The 20,847-nt window shown below is 68.9% G+C and carries 21 protein-coding genes; 15 read left to right on the forward strand and 6 right to left on the reverse strand.

The window, feature by feature from the left end; genetic code table 11:
- Nucleotides 1-23 precede the first annotated feature (23 nt).
- Nucleotides 24-1,373 (forward strand): serine hydrolase domain-containing protein, encoded by a 1,350-nt coding sequence (locus AC07NB_RS00100; protein ID WP_494571650.1) that lies wholly within the window; start codon nt 24-26, stop codon nt 1,371-1,373.
- A gap of 86 nt (nt 1,374-1,459) precedes the next feature.
- Nucleotides 1,460-1,699, forward strand: a complete 240-nt coding sequence (locus AC07NB_RS00105; protein WP_291834945.1) for an aa3-type cytochrome c oxidase subunit IV — start codon at nt 1,460-1,462, stop codon at nt 1,697-1,699.
- A 314-nt stretch (nt 1,700-2,013) separates the two neighbouring features.
- Here AC07NB_RS00105 and mdoH read toward each other — a convergent pair whose 3' ends face one another.
- Together mdoH and AC07NB_RS00115 are read right to left on the reverse strand one after the other, a co-directional pair.
- Nucleotides 2,014-3,918, reverse strand: a complete 1,905-nt coding sequence (mdoH, locus tag AC07NB_RS00110; RefSeq protein WP_494571651.1) for a glucans biosynthesis glucosyltransferase MdoH — start codon at nt 3,916-3,918, stop codon at nt 2,014-2,016.
- Between the two features lie 177 nt (nt 3,919-4,095).
- Nucleotides 4,096-5,838: an acyltransferase family protein gene (locus AC07NB_RS00115; RefSeq protein ID WP_494571652.1), complete on the reverse strand. Its 1,743-nt coding sequence runs from the start codon at nt 5,836-5,838 to the stop codon at nt 4,096-4,098.
- Nucleotides 5,839-5,973: 135 nt separating this feature from the next.
- On the opposite strand from AC07NB_RS00115, the gene AC07NB_RS00120 reads away from it, so the two are divergent.
- The 6 genes from AC07NB_RS00120 to AC07NB_RS00145 are packed head-to-tail and all read left to right on the forward strand — an operon-like array spanning nt 5,974 to nt 9,801.
- The gene (locus tag AC07NB_RS00120) at nt 5,974-7,107 is read left to right on the forward strand and encodes a Re/Si-specific NAD(P)(+) transhydrogenase subunit alpha (RefSeq protein WP_494571653.1); all 1,134 of its coding nucleotides are present in this window, start codon (nt 5,974-5,976) and stop codon (nt 7,105-7,107) included.
- A complete protein-coding gene (locus AC07NB_RS00125) occupies nt 7,104-7,367 on the forward strand; it encodes a hypothetical protein (RefSeq protein ID WP_494571654.1) in 264 nt (87 codons plus the stop codon). Before AC07NB_RS00120 ends, AC07NB_RS00125 begins: the two co-directional genes overlap by 4 nt.
- A gap of 2 nt (nt 7,368-7,369) precedes the next feature.
- The gene (locus tag AC07NB_RS00130) at nt 7,370-7,699 is read left to right on the forward strand and encodes an NAD(P) transhydrogenase subunit alpha part 2 (protein ID WP_492313575.1); all 330 of its coding nucleotides are present in this window, start codon (nt 7,370-7,372) and stop codon (nt 7,697-7,699) included.
- On the forward strand, nt 7,696-7,986 hold the full coding sequence (locus AC07NB_RS00135) for a hypothetical protein (RefSeq protein WP_494571655.1): 291 nt from the start codon (nt 7,696-7,698) through the stop codon (nt 7,984-7,986). The genes AC07NB_RS00130 and AC07NB_RS00135 overlap by 4 nt, the downstream gene beginning before the upstream one ends.
- Entirely contained in the window at nt 7,983-8,363 is a 381-nt protein-coding gene (locus tag AC07NB_RS00140) for a hypothetical protein (protein ID WP_494571656.1), read from the forward strand. The genes AC07NB_RS00135 and AC07NB_RS00140 overlap by 4 nt, the downstream gene beginning before the upstream one ends.
- Before the next feature lie 19 nt (nt 8,364-8,382).
- On the forward strand, nt 8,383-9,801 hold the full coding sequence (locus AC07NB_RS00145) for an NAD(P)(+) transhydrogenase (Re/Si-specific) subunit beta (RefSeq protein ID WP_494571657.1): 1,419 nt from the start codon (nt 8,383-8,385) through the stop codon (nt 9,799-9,801).
- Nucleotides 9,802-9,808: 7 nt separating this feature from the next.
- Here AC07NB_RS00145 and AC07NB_RS00150 read toward each other — a convergent pair whose 3' ends face one another.
- On the reverse strand, nt 9,809-10,387 hold the full coding sequence (locus AC07NB_RS00150; RefSeq protein WP_494571658.1) for a TetR/AcrR family transcriptional regulator: 579 nt from the start codon (nt 10,385-10,387) through the stop codon (nt 9,809-9,811).
- 72 nt (nt 10,388-10,459) lie between these two features.
- Here AC07NB_RS00150 and AC07NB_RS00155 point away from each other — a divergent pair, with 72 nt between their 5' ends.
- Genes AC07NB_RS00155 through AC07NB_RS00165 form a run of 3 tightly spaced genes read left to right on the forward strand, consistent with a single transcriptional unit; the run spans nt 10,460 to nt 12,484 of the window.
- Nucleotides 10,460-10,888, forward strand: coding sequence for a hypothetical protein (locus AC07NB_RS00155; RefSeq protein WP_494571659.1), 429 nt, complete (start codon nt 10,460-10,462; stop codon nt 10,886-10,888).
- Nucleotides 10,889-10,911: 23 nt separating this feature from the next.
- On the forward strand, nt 10,912-11,331 hold the full coding sequence (locus AC07NB_RS00160; protein WP_494571660.1) for a DUF1801 domain-containing protein: 420 nt from the start codon (nt 10,912-10,914) through the stop codon (nt 11,329-11,331).
- Nucleotides 11,332-11,374: 43 nt separating this feature from the next.
- Nucleotides 11,375-12,484 carry an acyltransferase family protein gene (locus AC07NB_RS00165; protein WP_494571661.1) on the forward strand — a complete coding sequence of 370 codons (1,110 nt, stop codon included), beginning with the start codon at nt 11,375-11,377 and terminating at the stop codon, nt 12,482-12,484.
- A 7-nt stretch (nt 12,485-12,491) separates the two neighbouring features.
- Here AC07NB_RS00165 and AC07NB_RS00170 read toward each other — a convergent pair whose 3' ends face one another.
- Nucleotides 12,492-12,716 carry a hypothetical protein gene (locus tag AC07NB_RS00170; protein WP_492832713.1) on the reverse strand — a complete coding sequence of 75 codons (225 nt, stop codon included), beginning with the start codon at nt 12,714-12,716 and terminating at the stop codon, nt 12,492-12,494.
- A gap of 88 nt (nt 12,717-12,804) precedes the next feature.
- On the opposite strand from AC07NB_RS00170, the gene AC07NB_RS00175 reads away from it, so the two are divergent.
- Nucleotides 12,805-13,794: a helix-turn-helix transcriptional regulator gene (locus AC07NB_RS00175; RefSeq protein WP_494571662.1), complete on the forward strand. Its 990-nt coding sequence runs from the start codon at nt 12,805-12,807 to the stop codon at nt 13,792-13,794.
- A 64-nt stretch (nt 13,795-13,858) separates the two neighbouring features.
- Nucleotides 13,859-15,292: a hypothetical protein gene (locus AC07NB_RS00180; RefSeq protein ID WP_494571663.1), complete on the forward strand. Its 1,434-nt coding sequence runs from the start codon at nt 13,859-13,861 to the stop codon at nt 15,290-15,292.
- Here AC07NB_RS00180 and AC07NB_RS00185 read toward each other — a convergent pair.
- Both AC07NB_RS00185 and AC07NB_RS00190 read right to left on the reverse strand, forming a co-directional pair.
- Nucleotides 15,286-17,643, reverse strand: coding sequence for a TonB-dependent receptor (locus tag AC07NB_RS00185; protein WP_494571664.1), 2,358 nt, complete (start codon nt 17,641-17,643; stop codon nt 15,286-15,288). The two genes, AC07NB_RS00180 and AC07NB_RS00185, sit on opposite strands and share 7 nt — an antisense overlap.
- Nucleotides 17,644-17,748: 105 nt before the next feature.
- Nucleotides 17,749-19,173 (reverse strand): helix-turn-helix domain-containing protein, encoded by a 1,425-nt coding sequence (locus AC07NB_RS00190; protein WP_494571665.1) that lies wholly within the window; start codon nt 19,171-19,173, stop codon nt 17,749-17,751.
- A 155-nt stretch (nt 19,174-19,328) separates the two neighbouring features.
- Here AC07NB_RS00190 and aceA point away from each other — a divergent pair, with 155 nt between their 5' ends.
- Together aceA and AC07NB_RS00200 are read left to right on the forward strand one after the other, a co-directional pair.
- Nucleotides 19,329-20,609: an isocitrate lyase gene (gene aceA / locus AC07NB_RS00195; protein ID WP_494571666.1), complete on the forward strand. Its 1,281-nt coding sequence runs from the start codon at nt 19,329-19,331 to the stop codon at nt 20,607-20,609.
- 14 nt (nt 20,610-20,623) lie between these two features.
- Entirely contained in the window at nt 20,624-20,833 is a 210-nt protein-coding gene (locus AC07NB_RS00200) for a hypothetical protein (protein WP_291837271.1), read from the forward strand.
- The last annotated feature ends 14 nt before the right edge of the window (nt 20,834-20,847 follow it).

A 20,847-nucleotide genomic window follows, 5' to 3' on the forward strand; every position in this document is an offset into this window, starting at 1 on the left:
GGGGGCGGGCGACCGTCCGCGCCATGCGCATCCTGATCCTCGCGGCGGTCGCCGCCTTCGCCCTGCCCGCGGCGGCCCAGACGCCCGTCCAGACGCCGCCGTCCGGACCCTCGGCGAGCGTCCGCGCCATGGCGGCGGGATATAAGGCCCTGACCGTGTGCAGCGCGGTCAAGAACGGCGCGATGGCGGGCGCCTCGCGCACGCTTGAGAGTGTCGAGCGGAACGAACTGGTCGGCGTCTATCCCGAGCTGGACGCGCTGGTGCGCGAGATGCCGGCTCAGATCGACGACTATTCCGTGTCGGTGGCCTGGGACGAGACCCTGCCGCCCCGGACGGCCGTCTGGAGGCCGAACGCGGGCTGCACGATCCTGCCTATCGGTTGGCAGGGTGAGGCCGGCGACCTGTGGGTGTGGTCCACCCGGACACCCGACCGGGGCTTCCGGACCGGCCGGCCGGCCGACGCGCAGGCGCTCGAGGCTGTCGTCGGAAAAGCGTTCGGCGCCGGTTACGGCGAGGGGGTGAACACGACAGCGGTCGTGGTGCTCCAGAACGACCAGATCGTCGGCGAGCGATATGCGCCCGGCTTCGGGCCTGAGACGCCCCAGCGCACGTGGTCGGTGGCCAAGTCCATCGCGGGCACGCTGATCGGTGCGGCGGCCCACCGCGGAGAGATCGACGTGAATGCGCCCGCCGCTATCCCGGATTGGAACCGGCCCGGCGACCCCCGCGCGGCCATCACCCTGGATCAGCTGATGCGGATGTCCTCGGGCCTGACCAGCGACACGGCGGGGAACCGCACCGACGCCCTCTATTTCGGCGGCGTGGGCGTGGACGAGCAGGTCACGACCTGGCCGCTGATCGCGCGGCCGGGAACGCGGTACCGCTACGCCAACAACGACAGCCTGCTGGCCACGCTGGCGATCGCGCCGACGTTCGAGTCACACCCGCCGGCGGAGCTGTTTCAGAGGCTGGGGATGCACCGGACCTGGGCCGAGACCGACTGGCGCGGCAACTATGTCCTCTCCAGCCAGGTCTGGTCGACGGCCCGCGACCTGGCGCGTTTCGGCCAGCTGTACGCCCACGACGGTGTCCTGAACGGCGAGCGCATCCTGCCCGAGGGCTGGCTTGAGTACGTCTCACGTCCCTCGGGGCCCCAGCCGATGGGCGAGCAGGGCTACGGCGCGACCTTCTGGCTGATGAACACGTCCGAGGGGGTTCCGCCGGACACCATCTCCGCCAACGGCAACCGGGGCCAGTATGTGATCATCGTGCCCAGCCGGAACATCGTCATCGTCCGCCGCGGCGAGGACCCGACCGGCAAGCGCTTCGATCCGATCGCCTTCACCCGCGACGTTCTGGCGGCGCTGGACTGAGCTGAAATGGCGCGCCCCGCTTGAGCCTGAGCGCGGCCCCGGTATAAGGGCGGCGAACTTTCTTTTCCCGAATCCGGACCCGACCCATGGCCGACCCCCACGCCCACGACGACTACGTTAAAGGCTCGATGGAAATCAGCGAGCAGACGTCGACGTTCCACCTGTTCATGGGCATGGCCAAATACGGCTCGCTGGCCATCGCGGCCCTGCTGGCCCTGTTGACGATCTGGTTCATGCCGAACGGCAACTTCTTCGCCGGCGTCGGCGTGGCGGTCGTGATGATGGCCGCGGGCGTGTGGTTCCTGCGTTCGCCTTCGGCGCACTGAGGCCCGGCCGCGCTGACGGCGCGGCGGTCTTCTGATCCATGAGATTGAGGAAGGGCCGGGCTGTTCAGGCAGTCCGGCTTTTTCGCGTCTGCGTAAAGCGGGGGCGGCTGCGAAGCGGGTCCACGGCCCAACTCTCTGACCCATCCGAGGATGAAATCGAGGCCGTTGGGCCGTTTCCCGCCTTCTGAAAGCCCGATCAGCCTATCAGCGGCCCGAGCTTGCGCCAGTAGACGGAGTCGAATTTATGCTGCGCCGCAGCATAATGCGGAACGGTGTTGCGCGGATGCACCATGGCGGCGAGGCCGCCGGAACGATCAGGCCCCGGCGACGGCCCGCAACGCCGAAACCTGCTGCGTGCTGGGGATGGTGCTGACACTGACGCCCGCCTCGTCCGGAACCGCCAGATAGCCGGCCTTGGCCGCCGCGTCGCCCAGGCGGCGGCGCGAGGTCAGGACCACCAGCGGGGCGGCGAACAGCAGCGGCAGGACCACCGGGACGAACCAGGTGACCAGATCCGGGCGGAAGCCCAGACCGACGCAGAACAGCAGGCCCGTGGCCATCTGCCAGCGCATCGAGCGGAAGGCGTCCTTCCAGCTGACGCCGTCGGCGTCGCGGTCCTGGGCGTGCCAGCCGGCGTCGTGACCGGCGGCGATCTGGATGATGGCCTTGGTGTTGGCGACCATCATGATCGGGGCGATCAGGGCCGAAAGGAAGATCTCCATGGCCATGCCCTTGAAGATGCGCTTGCCGCCGCCGAAGGCGCGACGCTCGCGCGGGCGGCTCATGACCAGCAGGCCGCCCATGACCTTCGGACCGATCAGCAGCACGCCCGACAGCAGGGTGGCCAGCATGAAGGGCGAGAACTCGGGCTTCAGCAGGTAGCCGAACGACGCCCAGTCGGTCGGGTACTGCAGCTGGATCACCATGCCGGCGATCAGCGAGGCCAGCCACAGGGGCGACGAGAAGTAGGCCATGAAGCCCATGGCCATCTGGACGCGGTTCATCACGGTCATGCTGCGGGTCTTCAGCAGGCCCAGGTGCTGCATGTTGCCCTGGCACCAGCGGTGGTCGCGGCGGATGAAGTCCAGCATGGTGGCCGGGGTCTCTTCACAGCTGCCGTCCAGGGCGGCGGTGACGTGCACCGCCCAGCCGGCGCGGCGCAGCAGGGCGGCCTCGACCGTGTCGTGGCTCAGGATCGCGCCGCCGAAGGGCTCGCGGCCCGCCAGGATCGGCAGGTGGGCGGTCGAGGCGAAGGCCTCGGTGCGCAGGATGGCGTTGTGGCCCCAGTAGCTGGCTTCCGAGCCGGCCCACCAGGCCAGGCCGGCGGCGGCGACGCGGCCGTACAGGCGCACGCTGAACTGCGACACGCGGGCGAACAGGGTCTGGCCCTTGATGATGGTCGGCGTGGTCTGCAGCAGGCCGATGCCCGGGTTGCGCTCCATGGCGTCGACCATGCGCAGGATGGTCTCGCCGGCCATGGTCGAGTCGGCGTCCAGCACCAGCATGAACGGATAGGCGCCGCCGAAGCGCTGGGTCCATTCCGACAGGTTGCCGCACTTGCGCTCGATGTTCTTCTCGCGACGGCGGTAGAAGACGCGGCTGTGGGCGTGGGCGCGGAAGCCCAGATAGGCCTGATGCTCCTGATCGGCCGCTTCCGGCTTGGTCGAGTCGCTCAGGACGAAGATGTCGAAGGCGTCCGAGACGCCGAGGCGGGCCAGCGAATTGTCGATCACGGCCAAGCGCGCGAAGGCCGCGCGGGCGTCCTCATTGTACAGCGGCATCAGCAGGGCCGTGCGCTGGGTCGGCTCGGCCGGATGCGGGGCGAAGGCCAGGTCGTCCTGTTCGCGGCCGGTCAGCAGCACCCAGAAGCCGATGGCGGCGCTGGAGAACCAGCAGCCGATGGCGGTGATCAGCACCCCGAAGATGACCAGGGAGGCCACTTCCAGGGCGTCGAAGCCGTTGCGCGCGAACAGCGCTACCGGCGCGATCAGGGCCAGGGCTGTAACAATCGCGGTCAGGACGGCGAGCGCGAGACGACGGCCGCCGACGTTCACCGGCGAGGTGGCGGGCGTGGGGACTTCCGGCGTCGCGTCCCAGCTGTTGAGGGACTGACGCGGCATGGCCATCGGCGCTTCGTCCGGCAGCCAGGTCCAAGCCGGGCGGTCAGTCTGGGCCGACGCAGCGTTTGCGGCGTCGATCCGGATCGCTTGGTTGCTCATAAGTCAGTCCAGGCCTTTGATCCCGCAACCGGCCGGGGCGCCGGGTGGAATTTGCTGCATTGCAACACGCCTGCAATGTCGATCACTTCCGCGCGATTTTCAATCACGGAATGGTGAATGGCGAAGAAAAATTGAATGAGGCCGGTTTTCCGGGGCTTTGGCGGCCCGCGGGGGCCTTCAGTCGGGGCCGGCGTGGGCCTTCAGGCGGCGTTCGATCACGAAAGCCGCGATCCCGACCCAGCCGACGAGGATAATCGCATAGCCCCGCTCCCACCAGCCGACATTGGCGTCGTTGACTGTTCCGGGCAGCACCATATGGTAGGTGAAGGCGGTCAGGACGGCCATGGCCACGAAGACCACGGCCAGGAAGATCTTCAGCCGCTTCATGTCGACATGGCTCCATAGGCCCCAGAGCAGCAGCAGGGGCGCCAGCTGGATGCCGAGGCCCAGGTTGATGGCCATGTGCCGGGGGTCGGGCCAGGGATAGAGGCTGGAGGCGGCCAGGCCGATGCCCGCCAGGGTGAAGACCACGGCGGTCAGGCCCGCGACGAACCAGCGCTCGGTCAGGGCGTGGATGGCCAGGCCGAAGCCGACCCCCGCGGCGATGCACATCGCGCCGGCGATGAAGACGCCGCCGTTGAAGATCAGGGGCATGGGAGCCGAGGCGCCGCCCAGCTCGCTGAGATACTGGCGCGCGTGATCGAAGCCCGGCCAGGTCGCCACGCCGATCAGGACCGCGGTCAGGGCCAGCACCGGCGCGCCCATGCCGATCATCAGCAGCCGGCGGCGGCGATGGTAGCGGGGGCGTCCGACGGGGGCGGGGAAGGGCTTGAGACCCCACAGCGGCCGAATCAGGGGAATGCGGCGCACGATCTCGTAGATCAGCAGGCTGGTTCCGAAGGTGACGCCGACCAGGCAGGCGGCCTCGAGCGGGGCGGGCAGGTTCGCGGGGCGGATGAACCAGACCGCCACGACCAGCACCGTCTGGTGCGCGAGATAGAGGGGAAAGGTGGCGTCCACCAGATAGGGCAGGGCGGGGCCGGGCGTCTTGCGCAGATAGCGGCTGCCGTAGCCGAGGATGGCGGTGATCACCGCCCACTGGTCGATGGCGAACACGACCGCGCGCGGCACGCCGAACCAGGTCCCGCCGCCGGGGTGGGCCGCCTGCCACATCATGATCGGCAGGGCGATCAGGGCCACGATCAGCGACAGGTGCCGGCGGCGCTCCAGCTCGGCCCAGACGCCCTGATGCCCGACGATCAGGAAGCCGAACAGGAAGGCTCCCAGCGACAGGAAGTGATTGTAGAAGTCCCACGTCAGCTTGTTGGTGATGCCGAAGATCGGGAACAGCACGATGCGGATCACGATCAGATAGACCAGCGGCACGACCAGGATGCGCCAGCCCGCCGTGTTGCGGACCAGCCAGGCCTCGGCCCGGGCCATCAGGGCCGGGCGGGTCATCAGGGCCACGGCGACCAGGCTGTAGACCGCGATATAGACGATGAACCACAGGTGGTTGACCGGCACGCCGTCGGCCAGGCCGGCCGGGCCGAACTCGTGCCACAGCCAGTCGGCGAAGTTTCCGGTGAAGCCGCCCTTGTCGAGGGCCTCGACCCAGGACTGGATCGGCACCAGCACCAAGGCGCCGAACAGCAGGGGCGGAATCAGCCGCTCGGCCCGCGCCTTCAGGGTCTGGGCCGCCGTCCGCCGCGCGGTCATGAAACGCAGCGCCGCGCCGGACACCAGGAACAGCAGCGTCAGCCGCCACGGATTGGTCAGCAGCAGGGCTTCGTGCAGCCAGGGGAAGGTGTGGGCGCTGTGGATGTGCCAGTCGTACGGCGCATAGACCAGGGCCACATGGTACAGGATCAGCAGGCCGAAGGCGCTGACCCGGATCCAGTCCAGGTCGTTGCGGCGCATGCTCGGGGAAGGGCTGTCTGACACGCGGGCGTCTATGGTCGAGGGCGAGGCCCCTGTCCATGACGGGCGCGCTTTTGACGCGTCGCTCCGGAAGAGCCTAACGTCGCTCAATAAACCAGTGAGGGAGGGATTCGCTTGGCTGTCGCCATCGCCGTGACCCGCGAGCGCCGTGAAGGCGAACCGCGTTGCGCCGTCACTCCGGAAACGGTCAGGAAGCTGATCGCGCTGGGCGCGACCGTGACGGTCGAGGCCGGCACGGGCGCCGGCTCCTCCATCCCCGACGCGGACTACGAAGCCGCCGGCGCCGTCGTGGCCAAGGACACCAAGGCCGTGCTGTCCGGCGCTGATCTGGTGCTGAAGGTGCGCGGTCCGACGGCGCAGGAGACCAGCGCCCTGAAGCCCGGCGCGGTCGTCGCCGCCATGCTGGACGCCTATCGCGAGAAGGACACGGTGCAGGCGCTGGCCCAGGCGGGCGTGACGGCCTTCGCCATGGAGTTCGTGCCGCGCATCACCCGGGCTCAGGTGATGGACGTGCTGTCGTCCCAGGCCAACCTGGCCGGTTATCGCGCCGTGATCGAGGCGGCCTACGCCTACGGCAAGGGCTTCCCGATGATGATGACGGCGGCGGGCACGGTCGCCGCGGCCAAGGTCTTCGTCATGGGCGCGGGCGTCGCGGGGCTGCAGGCCGTCGCCACCGCCCGGCGCCTGGGCGCGGTGGTCACCGCCACCGACGTCCGCCCGGCGTCCAAGGAACAGGTCGAGTCGCTCGGCGCGAAGTTCGTCGCCGTCGAGGACGAGGAGTTCAAGGCCGCCGAGACCGCCGCCGGCTACGCCAAGCCGATGTCGCCCGAGTATCAGGCCAAGCAGGCCGAGCTGACGGCCTCGCACATCGTCAAGCAGGACATCGTCATCACCACCGCCCTGATCCCCGGCCGTCCCGCGCCCCGGCTGGTCACGGCGGCGCACGTGGCCTCGATGAAGCCGGGCTCGGTCATCGTCGACCTGGCCATCGACAACGGCGGCAATGTCGAGGGCGCCAAGCTGGGCGAGGTCGTCACCACCGCGAACGGCGTCCAGATCGTCGGCTGGTCCAACCTGCCGGGCCGCATCGCCGCGGACGCCTCGGCCCTCTACGCCCGCAACCTGGTCGCCTTCGTCGGCCTGCTGATCAAGGACGGCGTCCTGGCGGTCGACCTGGAGGACGAGATCCTCAAGGCGTCGGTGGTCACCAGCGGCGGCGCCGTGGTGCATGAGGGGGTGAAGGGATGAGGTTCGGAAAGTCGCTCGTCCTCATTCTTTGGCTGGGCTCGGTCGCCTATCAGGTCTGGCGGGAGTTTGAGCGCTTCTCCGCGTTTCGTGTTGAGCATCCGGCCGCCGACGTTGGCGGCTTCCTGATCGAGCGCGGGCCTTACTATCTGCTGATACTCGCCATCGCCGTTGCCGTTCTGGCCTTGTTGGCGTGGGTGGAGAACAAGATTCCTCGTGCAGATGCTGACATGACCGAGTTTCACGAACCGCGAGGCCACTGACCATGGAACACGTCGATCCCACCATCTTCCGGCTGGCCATCTTCGTGCTGGCGATCTTCGTCGGCTACTATGTCGTCTGGTCGGTGACGCCGGCGCTGCACACGCCGCTGATGGCCGTGACCAACGCCATTTCCTCGGTGATCGTCGTCGGCGGCCTGATCGCGGCGGCGGCGGCTTCCAGCGGCGACGGCTGGATCGCCAAGGGCGCCGGCGTGGCGGCCGTGACCCTGGCCAGCGTCAACATCTTCGGCGGCTTCATGGTCACGCGGCGCATGCTGGCCATGTACCGCAAGAAGGAGAAGCCCAAGGCCGCGGAGCCCGCCGCCTCGTGACCTTCGACGCCCACACGCTCGCCTTTGGAATCTCGCTGGTCGGACTGGCGGTCGGCGTGGGCCTGTGGGTGCGTTCGATCTTCGAGAAAACGCCGCTGCGCCGCCTGCGTCAGGTGGACTGCGGCACGGTGCTGGTCTTCTCGTCCATCCTGCTGCGCTTCGTCGGCCAGACGAAGCCGCTGGGCGTCATCGAATGGGCGCTGGCCCTGATCTCGCCCCTGTTCGTGGCGGCGGCGCTGTGGCGGCTGTCGCGCACGGCCTGCCCGCCGTCCGGAGCGGGCCGATGAGGGCGCTGACGCTGATCGCCGTGGCCGGCGTCGCCCTGGCCGCGCCCGCGGCGGCGCAGACCTATGTCGGCGAGAATATCGAGGGCGGGCTGCACTGGTCGGTCTCGGCGCCCGGAGGGGCGTCATGGCGGCTGAACTGCCGCTTCCCGCCGGTGACCTATTACCGCAACAACTATGACCGGGAAGCCTGGATCAACCAGCTGACCGACGAGGGCTCCGGGCCGTCCCGGGGTCGCATGCCGCTGGACACCGGGCATTGCCGAGTGACCAAGACGGGCGGCGAGGGGCCGGTGGCCATCGCTGTCGGCCGTCCGGGCAAGGTCGAGACCGCCGTCGCGCGCGCCGTCGGTGAATCGGCGACGGCGGGACTGTTCTGATGACGAGTGGGGGAACGGAATGAACGCATCCATCGCGGCCCTGGCCTATCTGGTCTCCGGCGTCCTGTTCATCCTGTCGCTGCGCGGGCTTTCGAGTCCCGAGACCAGCCGGCGCGGCAACACCTTCGGCATGATCGGCATGGCGTTGGCCGTCGGCGTGACCCTGCTGACGCTGTGGGCCAGCAAGGCCATGGACCCGCTGACCCTGGGCCTGATCGCCGGCGGCGTGGTCATCGGCGGCGGCGCGGGCGCCCTGATCGCGGGCCGGGTGCAGATGACCCAGATGCCCCAGCTGGTGGCCGCCTTCCACAGCCTGGTCGGCATGGCCGCCTGTCTGGTCGCGGTGGGCGCGGTCTACGCCCCGGACAGCTTCGGCATCGCCACCGCGGCGGACGGCATCAAGACGCTGTCGATCATCGAGCTGAGCCTCGGCGTCGCCATCGGCGCGGTCACCTTCACCGGCTCGGTGATCGCCTTCGCCAAGCTGAACGGCAACATGAGCGGCGCGCCGATCATCCTGCCCGCCCGGCACCTGATCAACATCGCCCTGGCCCTGGGCCTGGTCCTGCTGATCGGCGTCATGATCGGCTCGGGCGGCACGGCGACCTGGGCCTTCTGGGGCGTGTTCGCCATCGCCCTGATCCTGGGCGCGACCCTGATCATCCCCATCGGCGGCGCGGACATGCCGGTGGTGGTGTCGATGCTCAACTCCTACTCCGGCTGGGCCGCGGCGGCGCTGGGCTTCACGCTGGAGAACATCGCCCTGATCATCACCGGGGCCCTGGTCGGCAGCTCGGGCGCGATCCTCAGCTACATCATGTGCAAGGGCATGAACCGCAGCTTCATCAGCGTCATCCTGGGCGGCTTCGGCGGCGGGGACGCGGCGGCGGGGCCCGGCGGCGCGGTCGAGACCCGGCCGGTCAAGCAGGGCTCGGCCGAGGACGCCGCCTTCATCATGAAGAACGCGTCGAAGGTCATCATCGTGCCCGGCTACGGCATGGCCGTGGCCCAGGCCCAGCACGCCCTGCGCGAGATGGCCGACAAGCTGAAGGAGGAGGGGGTCGAGGTGAAATACGCCATCCACCCCGTCGCCGGCCGCATGCCCGGTCACATGAACGTCCTGCTGGCCGAGGCCAACGTCCCCTATGACGAGGTGTTCGAGCTGGAGGACATCAACTCCGAGTTCGGCAGCTGCGACGTGGCCTTCGTCATCGGCGCCAACGACGTCACCAATCCGGCGGCCAAGACCGACCCGACCAGCGCCATCTACGGCATGCCGATCCTGGACGTGGAGAAGGCCGGCACCGTGCTGTTCATCAAGCGCGGCATGGCGGCGGGCTACGCCGGTGTCGAGAACGAGCTCTTCTTCCGCGACAACACCATGATGCTGTTCGCCGACGCCAAGAAGATGGTCGAAGGGATCGTGAAGAGCCTTTAGGCCCTGCTCATTCCGCGCCGTCGGAATCCAGAACCACGTTGACGATGGCCATCCAGGCGCGGTCATCCGCCAGTTCGGGATTATAGGTTCGGGCGACGAAGAGCCCCAGAAGCGTCATGTAGAGCCCCCGCGCGGCGACGTCGGCGACGTCGGCCGGACGTCCCAGCCGTTCAAGTTCCGCGGCGATGTAGGCGATGCGGCTGGCGTCAACGCGCCGCATGGTGACTCGCGCCGAGTCATCGACGGCGGCCCAGGCCCGCAGGGCGTTTTCAGCTTTCGCCGCATCGACGCCGTGCACCAGTCGGTCCATCGCCTGCAGGGCGACATTGCGGAGGCGATCGGCGGCGTCCGGGATATCCCAGGCGTTGGCGATCAGCTGATCGGTGAGATCCGTCTCCCACAGGGTCAGCAGATCGGCGAGCAGGTCGTGGCGGTCCTTGAAGTGCCAGTAGAACGATCCCCGGCTGACCTGGAGACTCTTCGCCAGCCGGTCGATCTTCACCGCGTCCACGCCGCCTTCCGCCAACGCACCGAGCCCCGCCAGTGTCCAATCTGTTCGGGTCAGGGAGATCTGGGGGGCTGTCATTCTCCAACCATACACCACTGTATTGACAGCTGCCAACCGGACGACCATACAGAAGTGTATGGAGGTGAAGGCATGACACTTTATCGGCTGGGTTGCTTCGGCCTGATCGGGCTGGGCCTCCTTCATCTCGCTGTGCTTGGTCTGGACGCGTTCAGCTATGCGGGAGATCTGGCGAGGGGCCGGTTGTGGACCTGGGAGCACTGGGGACCGCTGGCTGGGCAGCGCCCGGAGTTGGTCGCCGGCGGCTTCGCGTTCTGGTCCACGATCGGCAGTTTCGCGGTCCCGGTCATGGGACTAGGAGCTCTTCTGGTCGATCTTGATCGACGCGGCGTGCTTGTGCCGCGCGGGGTGTTCATCGGCCTGGGGGTATGGTTGCTGGTCTGCTCGGCCCTGATGCCGCCCAGCGGTTTTCCGTTCGCGCTCGTGGTGATCGCCGCGCTGCTTTTCGCAAGGCAGGGCGGGCCGCGGCGGCCTGTAGCGGGAAGCGCCGTCCGGAGGTAGGCTCGCGACCGGAGGGATGTCTCATGGCCAGCGAACCCAAGACCCGCCCCACCGACGTCCCCGTCGCCGACTTCATCGACGCCGTCGAAAACCCGCGTCGTCGGGCCGACGCCGAGGTGGTGCAGGCGCTGATGGCCGAGGCCTCGGGCGAGCCCGCCGTGATGTGGGGGCCGTCGATCATCGGCTACGGCAGCTATCGCGGGGCGACCGGCGACTGGCCGATCATCGGCTTCTCGCCGCGCAAGGCGAACCTGGTCCTCTATGTCGCGCGGGACTTCGATGGAGTGGACGACGTGCTCGCGCGGCTGGGCAAGCACAAGGCCAGCGTGGGCTGCCTGTATGTGAACCGGCTGGATGATCTGGACCCGGCGGTGTTACGCGAACTGGTGCAGCGGTCGGTGGCGTGGATGCGGGCCAAAGCCCCCGGCGCCGGGGGCTGCTGACAAGCCCCTATCGCGCGCCAGCGGGCGGCGCTAACACGCGCCCGTGAACACGCCTGCTCAACCCGCCAACGCCGCCCACCACCGCTTCGAGGCGCTGGATTCCCTGCGCGGGGTCTGCGCCATCCTGGTCGTCATGTTCCACATGCCGGTGGCCAGTCATTGGCGCGACTGGGGGCTGATCCAGCACGGCTATCTGTTCGTCGACTATTTCTTCGTCCTGTCGGGCTTCGTCATCGCCCATGCCTATGCTGCGCGGCTGAAGACGCCGCGGGACGCCGGGCGGTTCATGGTGCGGCGGCTGGGCCGGGTCTGGCCCCTGCATGTCCTCATGCTGGCGGCCTTCATCGGGCTGGAGCTGCTGCGGCTGTGGACCCATTTCGACAGCGTGACCCCGTTCGCGCGCGACCGCTCGGTCGAGTCGATCTTCACCAACCTGCTGCTGATCCAGGCCTACAACCTGCATGGCTTCCTGACCTGGAACGGCCCGGCCTGGACGCTGAGCGTCGAGGTCGGCTGCTATGTCGTCTTCGCCGCCCTGGTGCTGGCCCTCCCACGCGGCTGGCGCTGGGTCGGGGCGGTGCTGGCGGTGATCGGCGGGATCATGGTGCTGACCCTGGCTCCGCGCTGGATGAACACCACCCACGACCTGGCCTTCCCGCGGGCGGTCTATGGTTTCTTCCTGGGGTGCCTGCTGCAGGGGTTCTGGACCCGCATCCCGCGCCTGAAGGGCGGGGCGGCGACAGCGCTGGAGATCGCGACCGTGCTGGCCATCTGCGCCTTCATCGGCTTCGCCACGGGGCCGGTGACGGTGCTGGTGACCCTGCTGTTCGTGTTCGCGGTCTGGGTCTTCGCGGGCGAGGAGGGCGCCCTGTCGCGCCTGCTCGATGCGAAGCCGCTGGTCACCCTCGGGCGGTGGTCCTTCGCCATCTATATGGTGCACATGTTCGTGCTGGTGGTCATTCTGATCATCGGCCGCAAGCTGGACTGGCTGCCCGGCGGACGACGCATCGACTTCGGCTCGCCGTGGCTGAACGACCTGTTCGCCATCGCCCTGTTCGGCCTGATCGTGGTCCTGGCCGTGCTGGCGCATCGCCTGGTGGAAGCGCCGGCCCAACGTCTGATCGACCGCTGGACCAAGCCGAAGGCGGCCTGAGCCGTCCTCAGGCGGCCATGCGGAAGTCGGCGGCGGGATCGAAGACCGGGCGGGCCTCGTCCCACAGCGCGTCCTCGTCGGCGTAGCGGGCCGACAAGCGGGCGTCGATCACGTCGATCACCTGTTCTTCCAGACGGTCCCAGATGACGGCCAGGCCGGCTTCGGCCTCGCACGGAACGATCAGGTAGCGGCTGGCGGCGATCTGGGCGGCGGGGGCGAAGGCGCGGGCCATTTGGAAACTCCGTGAAGCGGTGTCGCTGTCGATGATTGTGTTGTAAGACAGCGTTGCGTCATTTTTGGACGTATGGTTTCTGGCGCTCATGAGATTCGACAAGGCGGCCATGGTTCTGGACCTCGCGCGGCGGATGGCGGCCAGCGCCGAAGGCCTGACGCTTGAGGACATGATGCGTGAGACCGACAGCGCCCGGCGGACCGCCGAGCGGCTGCGCGACGCCGTGCTGGTGCTGTTTCCCCAGACCGAGGAGGTCTCGGACCCGCCCTACAAGCGCTGGCGCATCCGCGGCGGCCTGTCGGCCTTCGAACAGGCCCCGACGGCCGAGGAACTGGTCGAGCTCAGCAAGGCGGCGCAGGGGCTGCGCGCCACCGGCGAACCGTCCCGGGCCAATTCGCTGGAGGGGCTGGAACGCAAGCTGAAGTCGGCGGTGCGCTCGACCACCCTGAACCGGCTGGCCCCGGATCTCGAGGCGCTGGTGCGGGCCGAGACCCTGGCCGTGCAGGCCGGGCCGCGCGCCTCGGCCGACGAGGTGGTGCTGGCGGAGGTGCGGCGGGCCGTGCTGGCCGGCCAGCCCCTGGGTTTCATCTACAGCCGCCCGGGCGCCGAGGCGCGGCGGCGCGTCATGACTCCCTGCGGCCTGATGTTCGGCCGCGCCAACTACCTGGTCGCCGCCGAGCTGGACGGCGGGGCCATCAAGACCTTCCGCCTGGACCGGATGAGCGCGGTCAAGGCCGAGCCGGGCGTGGCCACGCCCCCCGCCGACTTCGACTTGCAGGTCTTCGCGGGCCAATCCTTCGGCATCTATCAGGACGCGATCGAGGACGTGGTGCTGAAGATCACGCCGGAAGGGGCGCCGGAGGCCCGGGGCTGGCGCTGGCACCCGACCCAGGACGTCGAGGACCAGCCGGACGGCTCGGTCGTGGTCCGCTTCCGCGCCTCGGGCATGCGCGAACTGGCCTGGCACCTGTTCACCTGGGGCGAGCAGGTGGAAATCATCCAGCCGGCCCGGCTGAAAGCCGTGATGGCCGGTGAGCTGCAGGCTGCCCAGCGCGCCCTTTCACGGTCCCAAGCGTGACCAAAGCTTAAGCTGACGCTTGCCGCGGCCACGGGGCAGGATGTGCTTGAACGGGGAGCGCCGAATGCGTCTGACCACCATGGCCGCCATCGCGGCGCTCACACTGGGCCTGACCGCCTGCGCCACCGCAGGCGGCGCGCCCGCCTCCGCCGTCGCCGAGGCCGCCGCGCCGCAGGTGACCGTGACCCGCGACGGCGACCGCTGGACCGCCGACTACGTCCTGCCGTCCGACGCCCCGGTCTGGGCCTTCATCCGCTCGGCGCTGGACATCGACGGCCGCGGCTCGTGGCGGCCGGTCCAGTGGACCATCGAGACGCCGGGCGTGATCCTGGAGCGGCAGGGCCATCTCGACATCCTGCGCGCCACGGGCGGCGGCCCCGTGCCGCGCCGCATCCGGATCGTGATGCGTCCGGCCTCGCAGAACCTGCAGGCCGACTACAACCCGGCCATCGTCTTCACCGACGGCTCGGCGGCGCTCTACAGCGGCCATTTCGACGTCTTCCCCCTGGCCTCGGTTGAAGCGGCCCGCGCCCTGCCGGAGGACCTCAACGAGGCGGAGTTCGAGAGCCAGGACGCCGTCATTCGCTGGCGCGACAGGGCTGGACCGGTGCTGATCAACGGTGAGCGGCGGGCCGAGGCGACCTCAAGCGGCCAGGGGACCTATGTCCTGTTCGGTCAGATGGCGCTGGTCGACAGCCCGCGCCTGGCCACCGTGATCGATCCGCAGCTTCCCGGCTGGATCAGCGCCGAGATCGCCGGCTTCGCCCCCCGCATGGCCGAGTACTACGTCCGGCGCCTGGGACCTGGCCAGACCGACAAGCCCACCATCATGGTCGGCTGGGACGGCCCGACGTCCGGCATGACCAGCATGGGCGGCAGCGTCCTGCCCGGCCTGATCATCATGGCCTTCAGGGGCACGGGCGTGATGGAGCCGACAAAGCCGATGAGCGACCGCGCCCGCTGGTTCATCGGCCATGAGAGCGCGCATTTCTGGCTGGGCCAGACCGTGCGCTACGAGGCCCGGCGCGACGCCTGGATCACGGAAGGCGGGGCGGACCTGAGCGCGATCCGCGCCTCCGCGGCCCTCGATCCGACCTTCGACACGATGCGGGAGCTGCAGAAGGAGGTCGACGACTGCGCCCAGCTCGCCGACGAGCCGGTCGTTTCGGCCGCTCAGCGGGGCGAGCACCGCGCCAACTACGCCTGTGGGGCCGTGTTCGCGATGGCCGCCGAGGGCGCGCAGAAGCGGGCGACCGGCGGCGACTGGTTCGACTTCCTCAAGCCCCTGATCGACGCCAACCGCGAGGACGGCGTCCTGACCCGGGAAGAATGGCTGAACGCCCTGCTGCAGGTCTCCGGCGATCCGGACGTGCGGCGCGAGATCGACGCGCTGCTGGATACCGGCGCGCCCAACCCCTCGATCCTGATCGCCCGCCTGTTCGACCGAACGGGCGTGACCTACCGGATGGAGGCCGGGCGCATCGTCCTGCTTCAGTAGCGCGCCCTGAGGGTGACGCCGATCGTGCGCTCGTCGCCCGGATTGCCGATGACGAGGCCCGAGTTGCCGGTCTGGACGCTGACGAACTGGAGATACTCCTCGTCCAGGGCGTTCTTGACGAAGACGGACGCCTCCCAGCCGTTGTCGGACCGGAAGCCGGCGCGCAGGTTCAGCAGGCCGTAGCCCTCGATCTCGGTGTAGTGGGATACGGCGGCGTCCGAGTTGTAGGTCGAGCGATAGCTGGCGTCGGCGCCGGCGAAGACCTCGCCCGACAGACCCAGGACCGAGCCGGGTCCATGCAGTTCGCCGCCGAAGGCCAGCGCCCACGGCGAGACGCCGGGCAGTTCCTTGCCGCTGAGATCGCAGGCGGCGGTGGAAGCCCCGATCAGCTCCAGCGGGCAGGGCCCGTTCCTGAACGACGTGTACTCCCCGTCGGTCCAGGCCACATTGGCGTAGAGATCGAGGAATTCGTTGGGATGGGCGGTCAGGTCCAGTTCGACGCCCCGGATCTCGACCTTCTCGACATTGGCCAGATAGCCGCGCAATGCGCCGGGGCCGGCGTCGACGACGTTGGCCTGGAAGTCCGTGATGTCGGTGTAGTAGGCGGCGAGGTTGGCGGTCAGGCGCCGGTCGAAGGCTTGGGTCTTCAGGCCCAGCTCCCAGGTGGTGACCTCTTCGGGCCGGACCTCGGCGGCGGTCAGGGCGGGCAGGCCGGCGGCCGTCGTGGGAAGGCCGGACATGTTGATGCCGCCCGACTTGAAGCCTTTCGCGTAGCTGAAATAGGGCAGGATGTCGGGCGTGACCTCGTAGGAGATCGCCAACTGCCCCGACCAGCTGCCTTCCGAAATCTCGGCTGAGTAGTTCTGCGGGCGCTGGATGCCGAGGCGGCGGGAGATCAGGGTGGGGTCGGCCGTCACCAGCCCGCCAGAGACGGACAGATCATAGACGCCGGACTTGTCTTCCCGGGTGTAGCGCAGGCCGGGCGTGATCCGGAGCCGGTCGTTGACGTTCCAGGTCAGCTGGCCGAAGGCGGCGTAGCTGGTGGTCTCGATCGCCGAGACGTTGATCGCGGTGTAGCCCTCCAGCAAGGCGGCCGGGGTACCCGCGGCCAGCAGCCAGTAGGAGGCGTCGCTGCCGTACTGGGTGATGCCGTTGGTCGTGACGGTCTGGTTGAAGTAATAAAGGCCCCCGACCCAGTCGATCGTGTTCTCGCCCACCGAAGACAGGCGGAATTCCTGGCTGGTCTGGTCCTGGTGCGACGGATTGTTGGACTTCCTGAGGATGTCGAGGCCGGTGTAGTCGCGGTCGTTCGCGGGCTCCCAGTCCCACTCGCGATAGGCGCTGATCGAGGTCAGCAGCACGTCGCCGAAATCATAGTCGACGATCACCGACCCGCCCGCCTGCCACTGGTCGGCCTGGATGTCGTCGTCGATGTCGACCAGCCGGTCGTAGGGATTGGTGCTGGGGGGCGTGTAGCCGCGGCCGCCGGCCAGCGCCGGGTATTGCGACCCGGCGGGCTTCAGGGTCGTGCCGACGCCGACGTACACCTGGGTGCAGCACTCCAGGAGCTGGCGGTTCCAGTCGCCATAGGCGCGCACGGTCAGCTGCGGCGTCGGCGTCCACAGAAGCTGGCCGCGCACGGCGAAACTGTTCTGGTCGTTCTGGTCGCGGCCGACGCGGACGTTCTGCAGGGCGCCGTCGCGGCGGGTCGAGACGATCGACAGGCGTCCGGCCAGGACCTCGTCGATGATGGGTCCGGTGATCGAGGCCTTGGCCTGGACGAAGCTGAGGTTTCCGACCGTGACCTCAGCCGTGCCGCTGGGCGTGAAGGCGGCGTCGCGGGTGGTGATGTTCAGGGCGCCGGCGGTGGTGTTCTTGCCGAACAGGGTGCCCTGGGGGCCGCGCAGGATCTCGATCTGCTCCAGGTCGACGAAGTCGAGCGTCGCGGTGGCCGGGCGGGCGTAATAGACCTGATCGACATAGATGCCGACGCCCTGTTCCAGACCGTCATTGGCCAGGCCGTAGCTGGCCCCGATGCCGCGGATGGTGATGGCGGTGTTGCGCGGGTTGGACGACAGCAGCTGGACGCTGGGCGCCTGCTGGGTCAGCTGGCCGATATTGTAGGTGTTGGTGTCGTCCAGCTGTTCGCCGCCGATGACGGTCAGGGCGATCGGAACCTCCTGGGCGCGTTCCTCGCGCCGGCGGGCCGTGACGACGAGGTCGCCGAGCTGGGCGACGCTGGGGGTCTGGGTCTGTGGCGCGCCGGCGGGGTCCTCCGCCTGGACCGCGGTGGCGCCGCAGCCGAGGACGAGCGCCAGCGCGCCGGTTCGCAGCAATCGTTGTTTGGTCATGACTATCCCCCAGCCGTGCAGATTAACTGCAAGCTGATGGATGCATTGATCAGCGCCAAACGGGATTTCCTGTGATCTGGCGTTAGATTTTCTACGCTGTGCCGATCAGGCCGTCACGAACGGCCACGGGCTGACCGACTTCGACCAGTCGTCCACCGCCGGCGCGCGATCGACCGGCGGGGCGGCCCGTTCGGCGCAGGGGTGGCGGTGGCACAGGCGGCAGGCGGGGCCGATCGGCGTCACCTCCGGCGCCGCCAGATCAAGGCCGCGGGCGTGGATCAGGCGCCGCGCGTGCTTCAGCTCGCAGCCCAGGCCGATGGCCAGGTCGTGCCCCTCGGTGAAGGCGTCGCGGCCCTGGCGCTCGACGGTGCGGGCCAGGGTGAACCAGCGCTGGCCGTCGGGCGTCTCGATGATCTGGGTGACGATCCGGCCCGGGGTGCGGAAGGCCGAGTGCAGCCGCCAGCGCGGGCAGGCCCCGCCGAAGCGCGAAAAGGGGAAGGCACCCGAGGCGAAGCGCTTGGAGATGTTGCCCGCCTGATCGACCCGCATCAGGAAGAAGGGCACGCCGCGCGCGGACGGGCGGGACAGGGTGGTCAGCCGGTGCGCCGCCTGTTCGAAGCTGACCCCGAAGCGCGCCTCCAGCCGGGCGATGTCGTAGCCGTTGGCCTCCGCCGCCGTGTGGAAGGCGGCGTAGGGCATCAGGATGGCGGCGGCCAGGGTGTTGGTCAGGGCGACCTTCAGCACCCGCCGTGTGGCCTCGTCGGGCATGTCGGCGGACGCCGCCAGCGCGGTCAGTTCAGCGTCATGCTCGGCCAGGGCCAGCTGGAAGGCGACGGCGAAGGCGCGCGAGGAGGGACCCAGGGTCTCGGACAGGTGCAGCCGCTTGCGGTGCGGGTCGTAGCGGCGGGTCCACTCCACCATCACATCGTCGGGCAGGGTGCGCACGGTCAGGCCGTGGCGCGCCATCAGCCGGGCGCGGGCGCGGGTCTCGAAGGTTTCGCCGGGGCTGTCGGCCTCCAGCGCGGCGGCCAGCGCCTCGCCCAGGGCGTCCAGGTCGGGGAAGTGGTTCTGGCGCGCCTGCACATAGTCGCGCACCCGGTCGGCGGGAGTCTCATCGCCTCCACCGCCGCCGATGCCGGCCTCGGCCCGGTCGCGGGCGCGGCGGTCGCTGAAGGCGCGGTACAGGCGCAGCACGGCGTCGGCCACGGCGGGCTGGTCCTCGGCCAGCTGGACGATCTCGTGCCGGGGCACAGCCAGTCCGTTGAAGACCGGATCGGCGAAGGCCTCAGACAGGGTCGCCTCGGACGCCGGCCCGCCGGACTGCCCCAGCGCCCGCAGGTCCACGTCATAGGTCTCGGCCAGACGCAGCAGCAGCTGGGCCGAGACGGGGCGCTGGTTGCGTTCGATGTGGTTCAGATAGCTGGGCGAGACGCCCAGATCGCCGGCCATGGCCGTCTGGGTCAGGCCCAGATCCCGCCGCAGCCGCTTGAGGCGGCCGCCCAGGAACAGCTTGCGGTCGGCGGTGTCCATGACCGCACGATGTCACAAAATGACTTAACATCAAGTGTCATATCGTGACTCAATGACGCGATATGTCCGCCTTAGCGTGTATCGTTTGTGACTGGCGCGTGTTCCTCTGCCCGTGACCCGCCGCGCATCGACGGCCCACTGGACAGAGACCGACCATGACCACCTTCGCCGATCTGGTTCCTTCGCCCTCCGGCCGCTTCGACGGCATCGAACGCCCCTATACGCCGGAGGACGTCCTGCGCCTGCGCGGCTCGGTGCCGATCACCCATACGCTGGCCGAGCGCGGCGCCAACCGCCTGTGGGAGCTGCTGCACAGCGAGCCCTTCATCAACGCCCTGGGCGCCGTCACCGGCAACCAGGCCATGCAAATGGTCCGCGCGGGGCTGAAGGCCATCTATCTGTCGGGCTGGCAGGTCGCCGCCGACGCCAACACCGCCGGGGCCATGTATCCGGACCAGTCGCTGTACCCGGCCAACGCCGCGCCCGAGCTGTGCCGCCGCATCAACCGCACCCTGCAGCGCGCCGACCAGATCGAACACGCCGAGGGCGGCGCCAAGCGCGACTGGTTCGTGCCCATCGTCGCCGACGCCGAAGCCGGTTTCGGCGGGCCGCTGAACAGCTTCGAGATCATGAAGGCCTTCATCGAGGCCGGCGCCGCCGGCGTCCACTTCGAGGACCAGCTGGCGTCGGAGAAGAAGTGCGGCCACCTGGGCGGCAAGGTCCTGATCCCGACCCAGGCGCATGAGCGCAACCTGGTCGCCGCCCGCCTGGCCGCCGACGTCATGGGCACGCCCACGATCACGGTCGCCCGCACCGACGCCGAGAGCGCCCAGCTGATCACCTCGGACATCGACGAGCGCGACCAGCCCTTCATCGACCGCGACAACCGCACGCCCGAGGGCTTCTTCCGCCTGAAGGAGGGGACGGGACTGGATCACTGCATCGCGCGCGGCCTCAGCTACGCCAAGATCGCCGACGTGCTGTGGTGGGAGACCTCCCACCCCGATCTGGACGACGCCAAGCGGTTCGCCGAGGCGATCCAGAAGGAGCATCCGAACAAGCTGATGGCCTACAACTGCTCGCCCTCCTTCAACTGGAAGGCCAAGCTGGACGACGCCACGATCGCCAAGTTCCAGCGCGAGCTGGGGGCCATGGGCTACAAGTTCCAGTTCGTGACCCTGGCGGGCTTCCACAGCCTGAACAACGGCATGTTCGAGCTGGCGGACGGCTACCGCGACCGCGGCATGGCGGCCTATTCCGAGCTGCAACAGCGCGAGTTCGCCAACGAGGCCCGCGGCTACACCGCCACCCGTCACCAGCGCGAGGTCGGCACCGGCTACTTCGACCAGGTGGCCACCGTCATCTCGAACGGCCAGTCGTCGACCACGGCGCTGAAGGACTCCACCGAAACCGCGCAGTTCGTCGCGGCCGAATAACCAGGAGAGACCCCATGGAACCGCTGAAAACCACCTCGGCCATCATCGACTTCTGCTTGGCCCCGCTGACCCTGGACACCCAGACCGAGGCCGAGCGTGAGGTCCGGCGCCGGCTGGAGCACGTGCTCAAGACCTTCCGGTCCAAGATCGCCCAGCCGGTCGCCGTCGACTTCTCGACGATGCCCTCGCAGGTGATCAACGAAGCCGCCCACGGCTACGAATAGCCTCGGGCGAAAGC

Source organism: Brevundimonas sp. GW821-FHT09G01 (assembly GCF_059416065.1).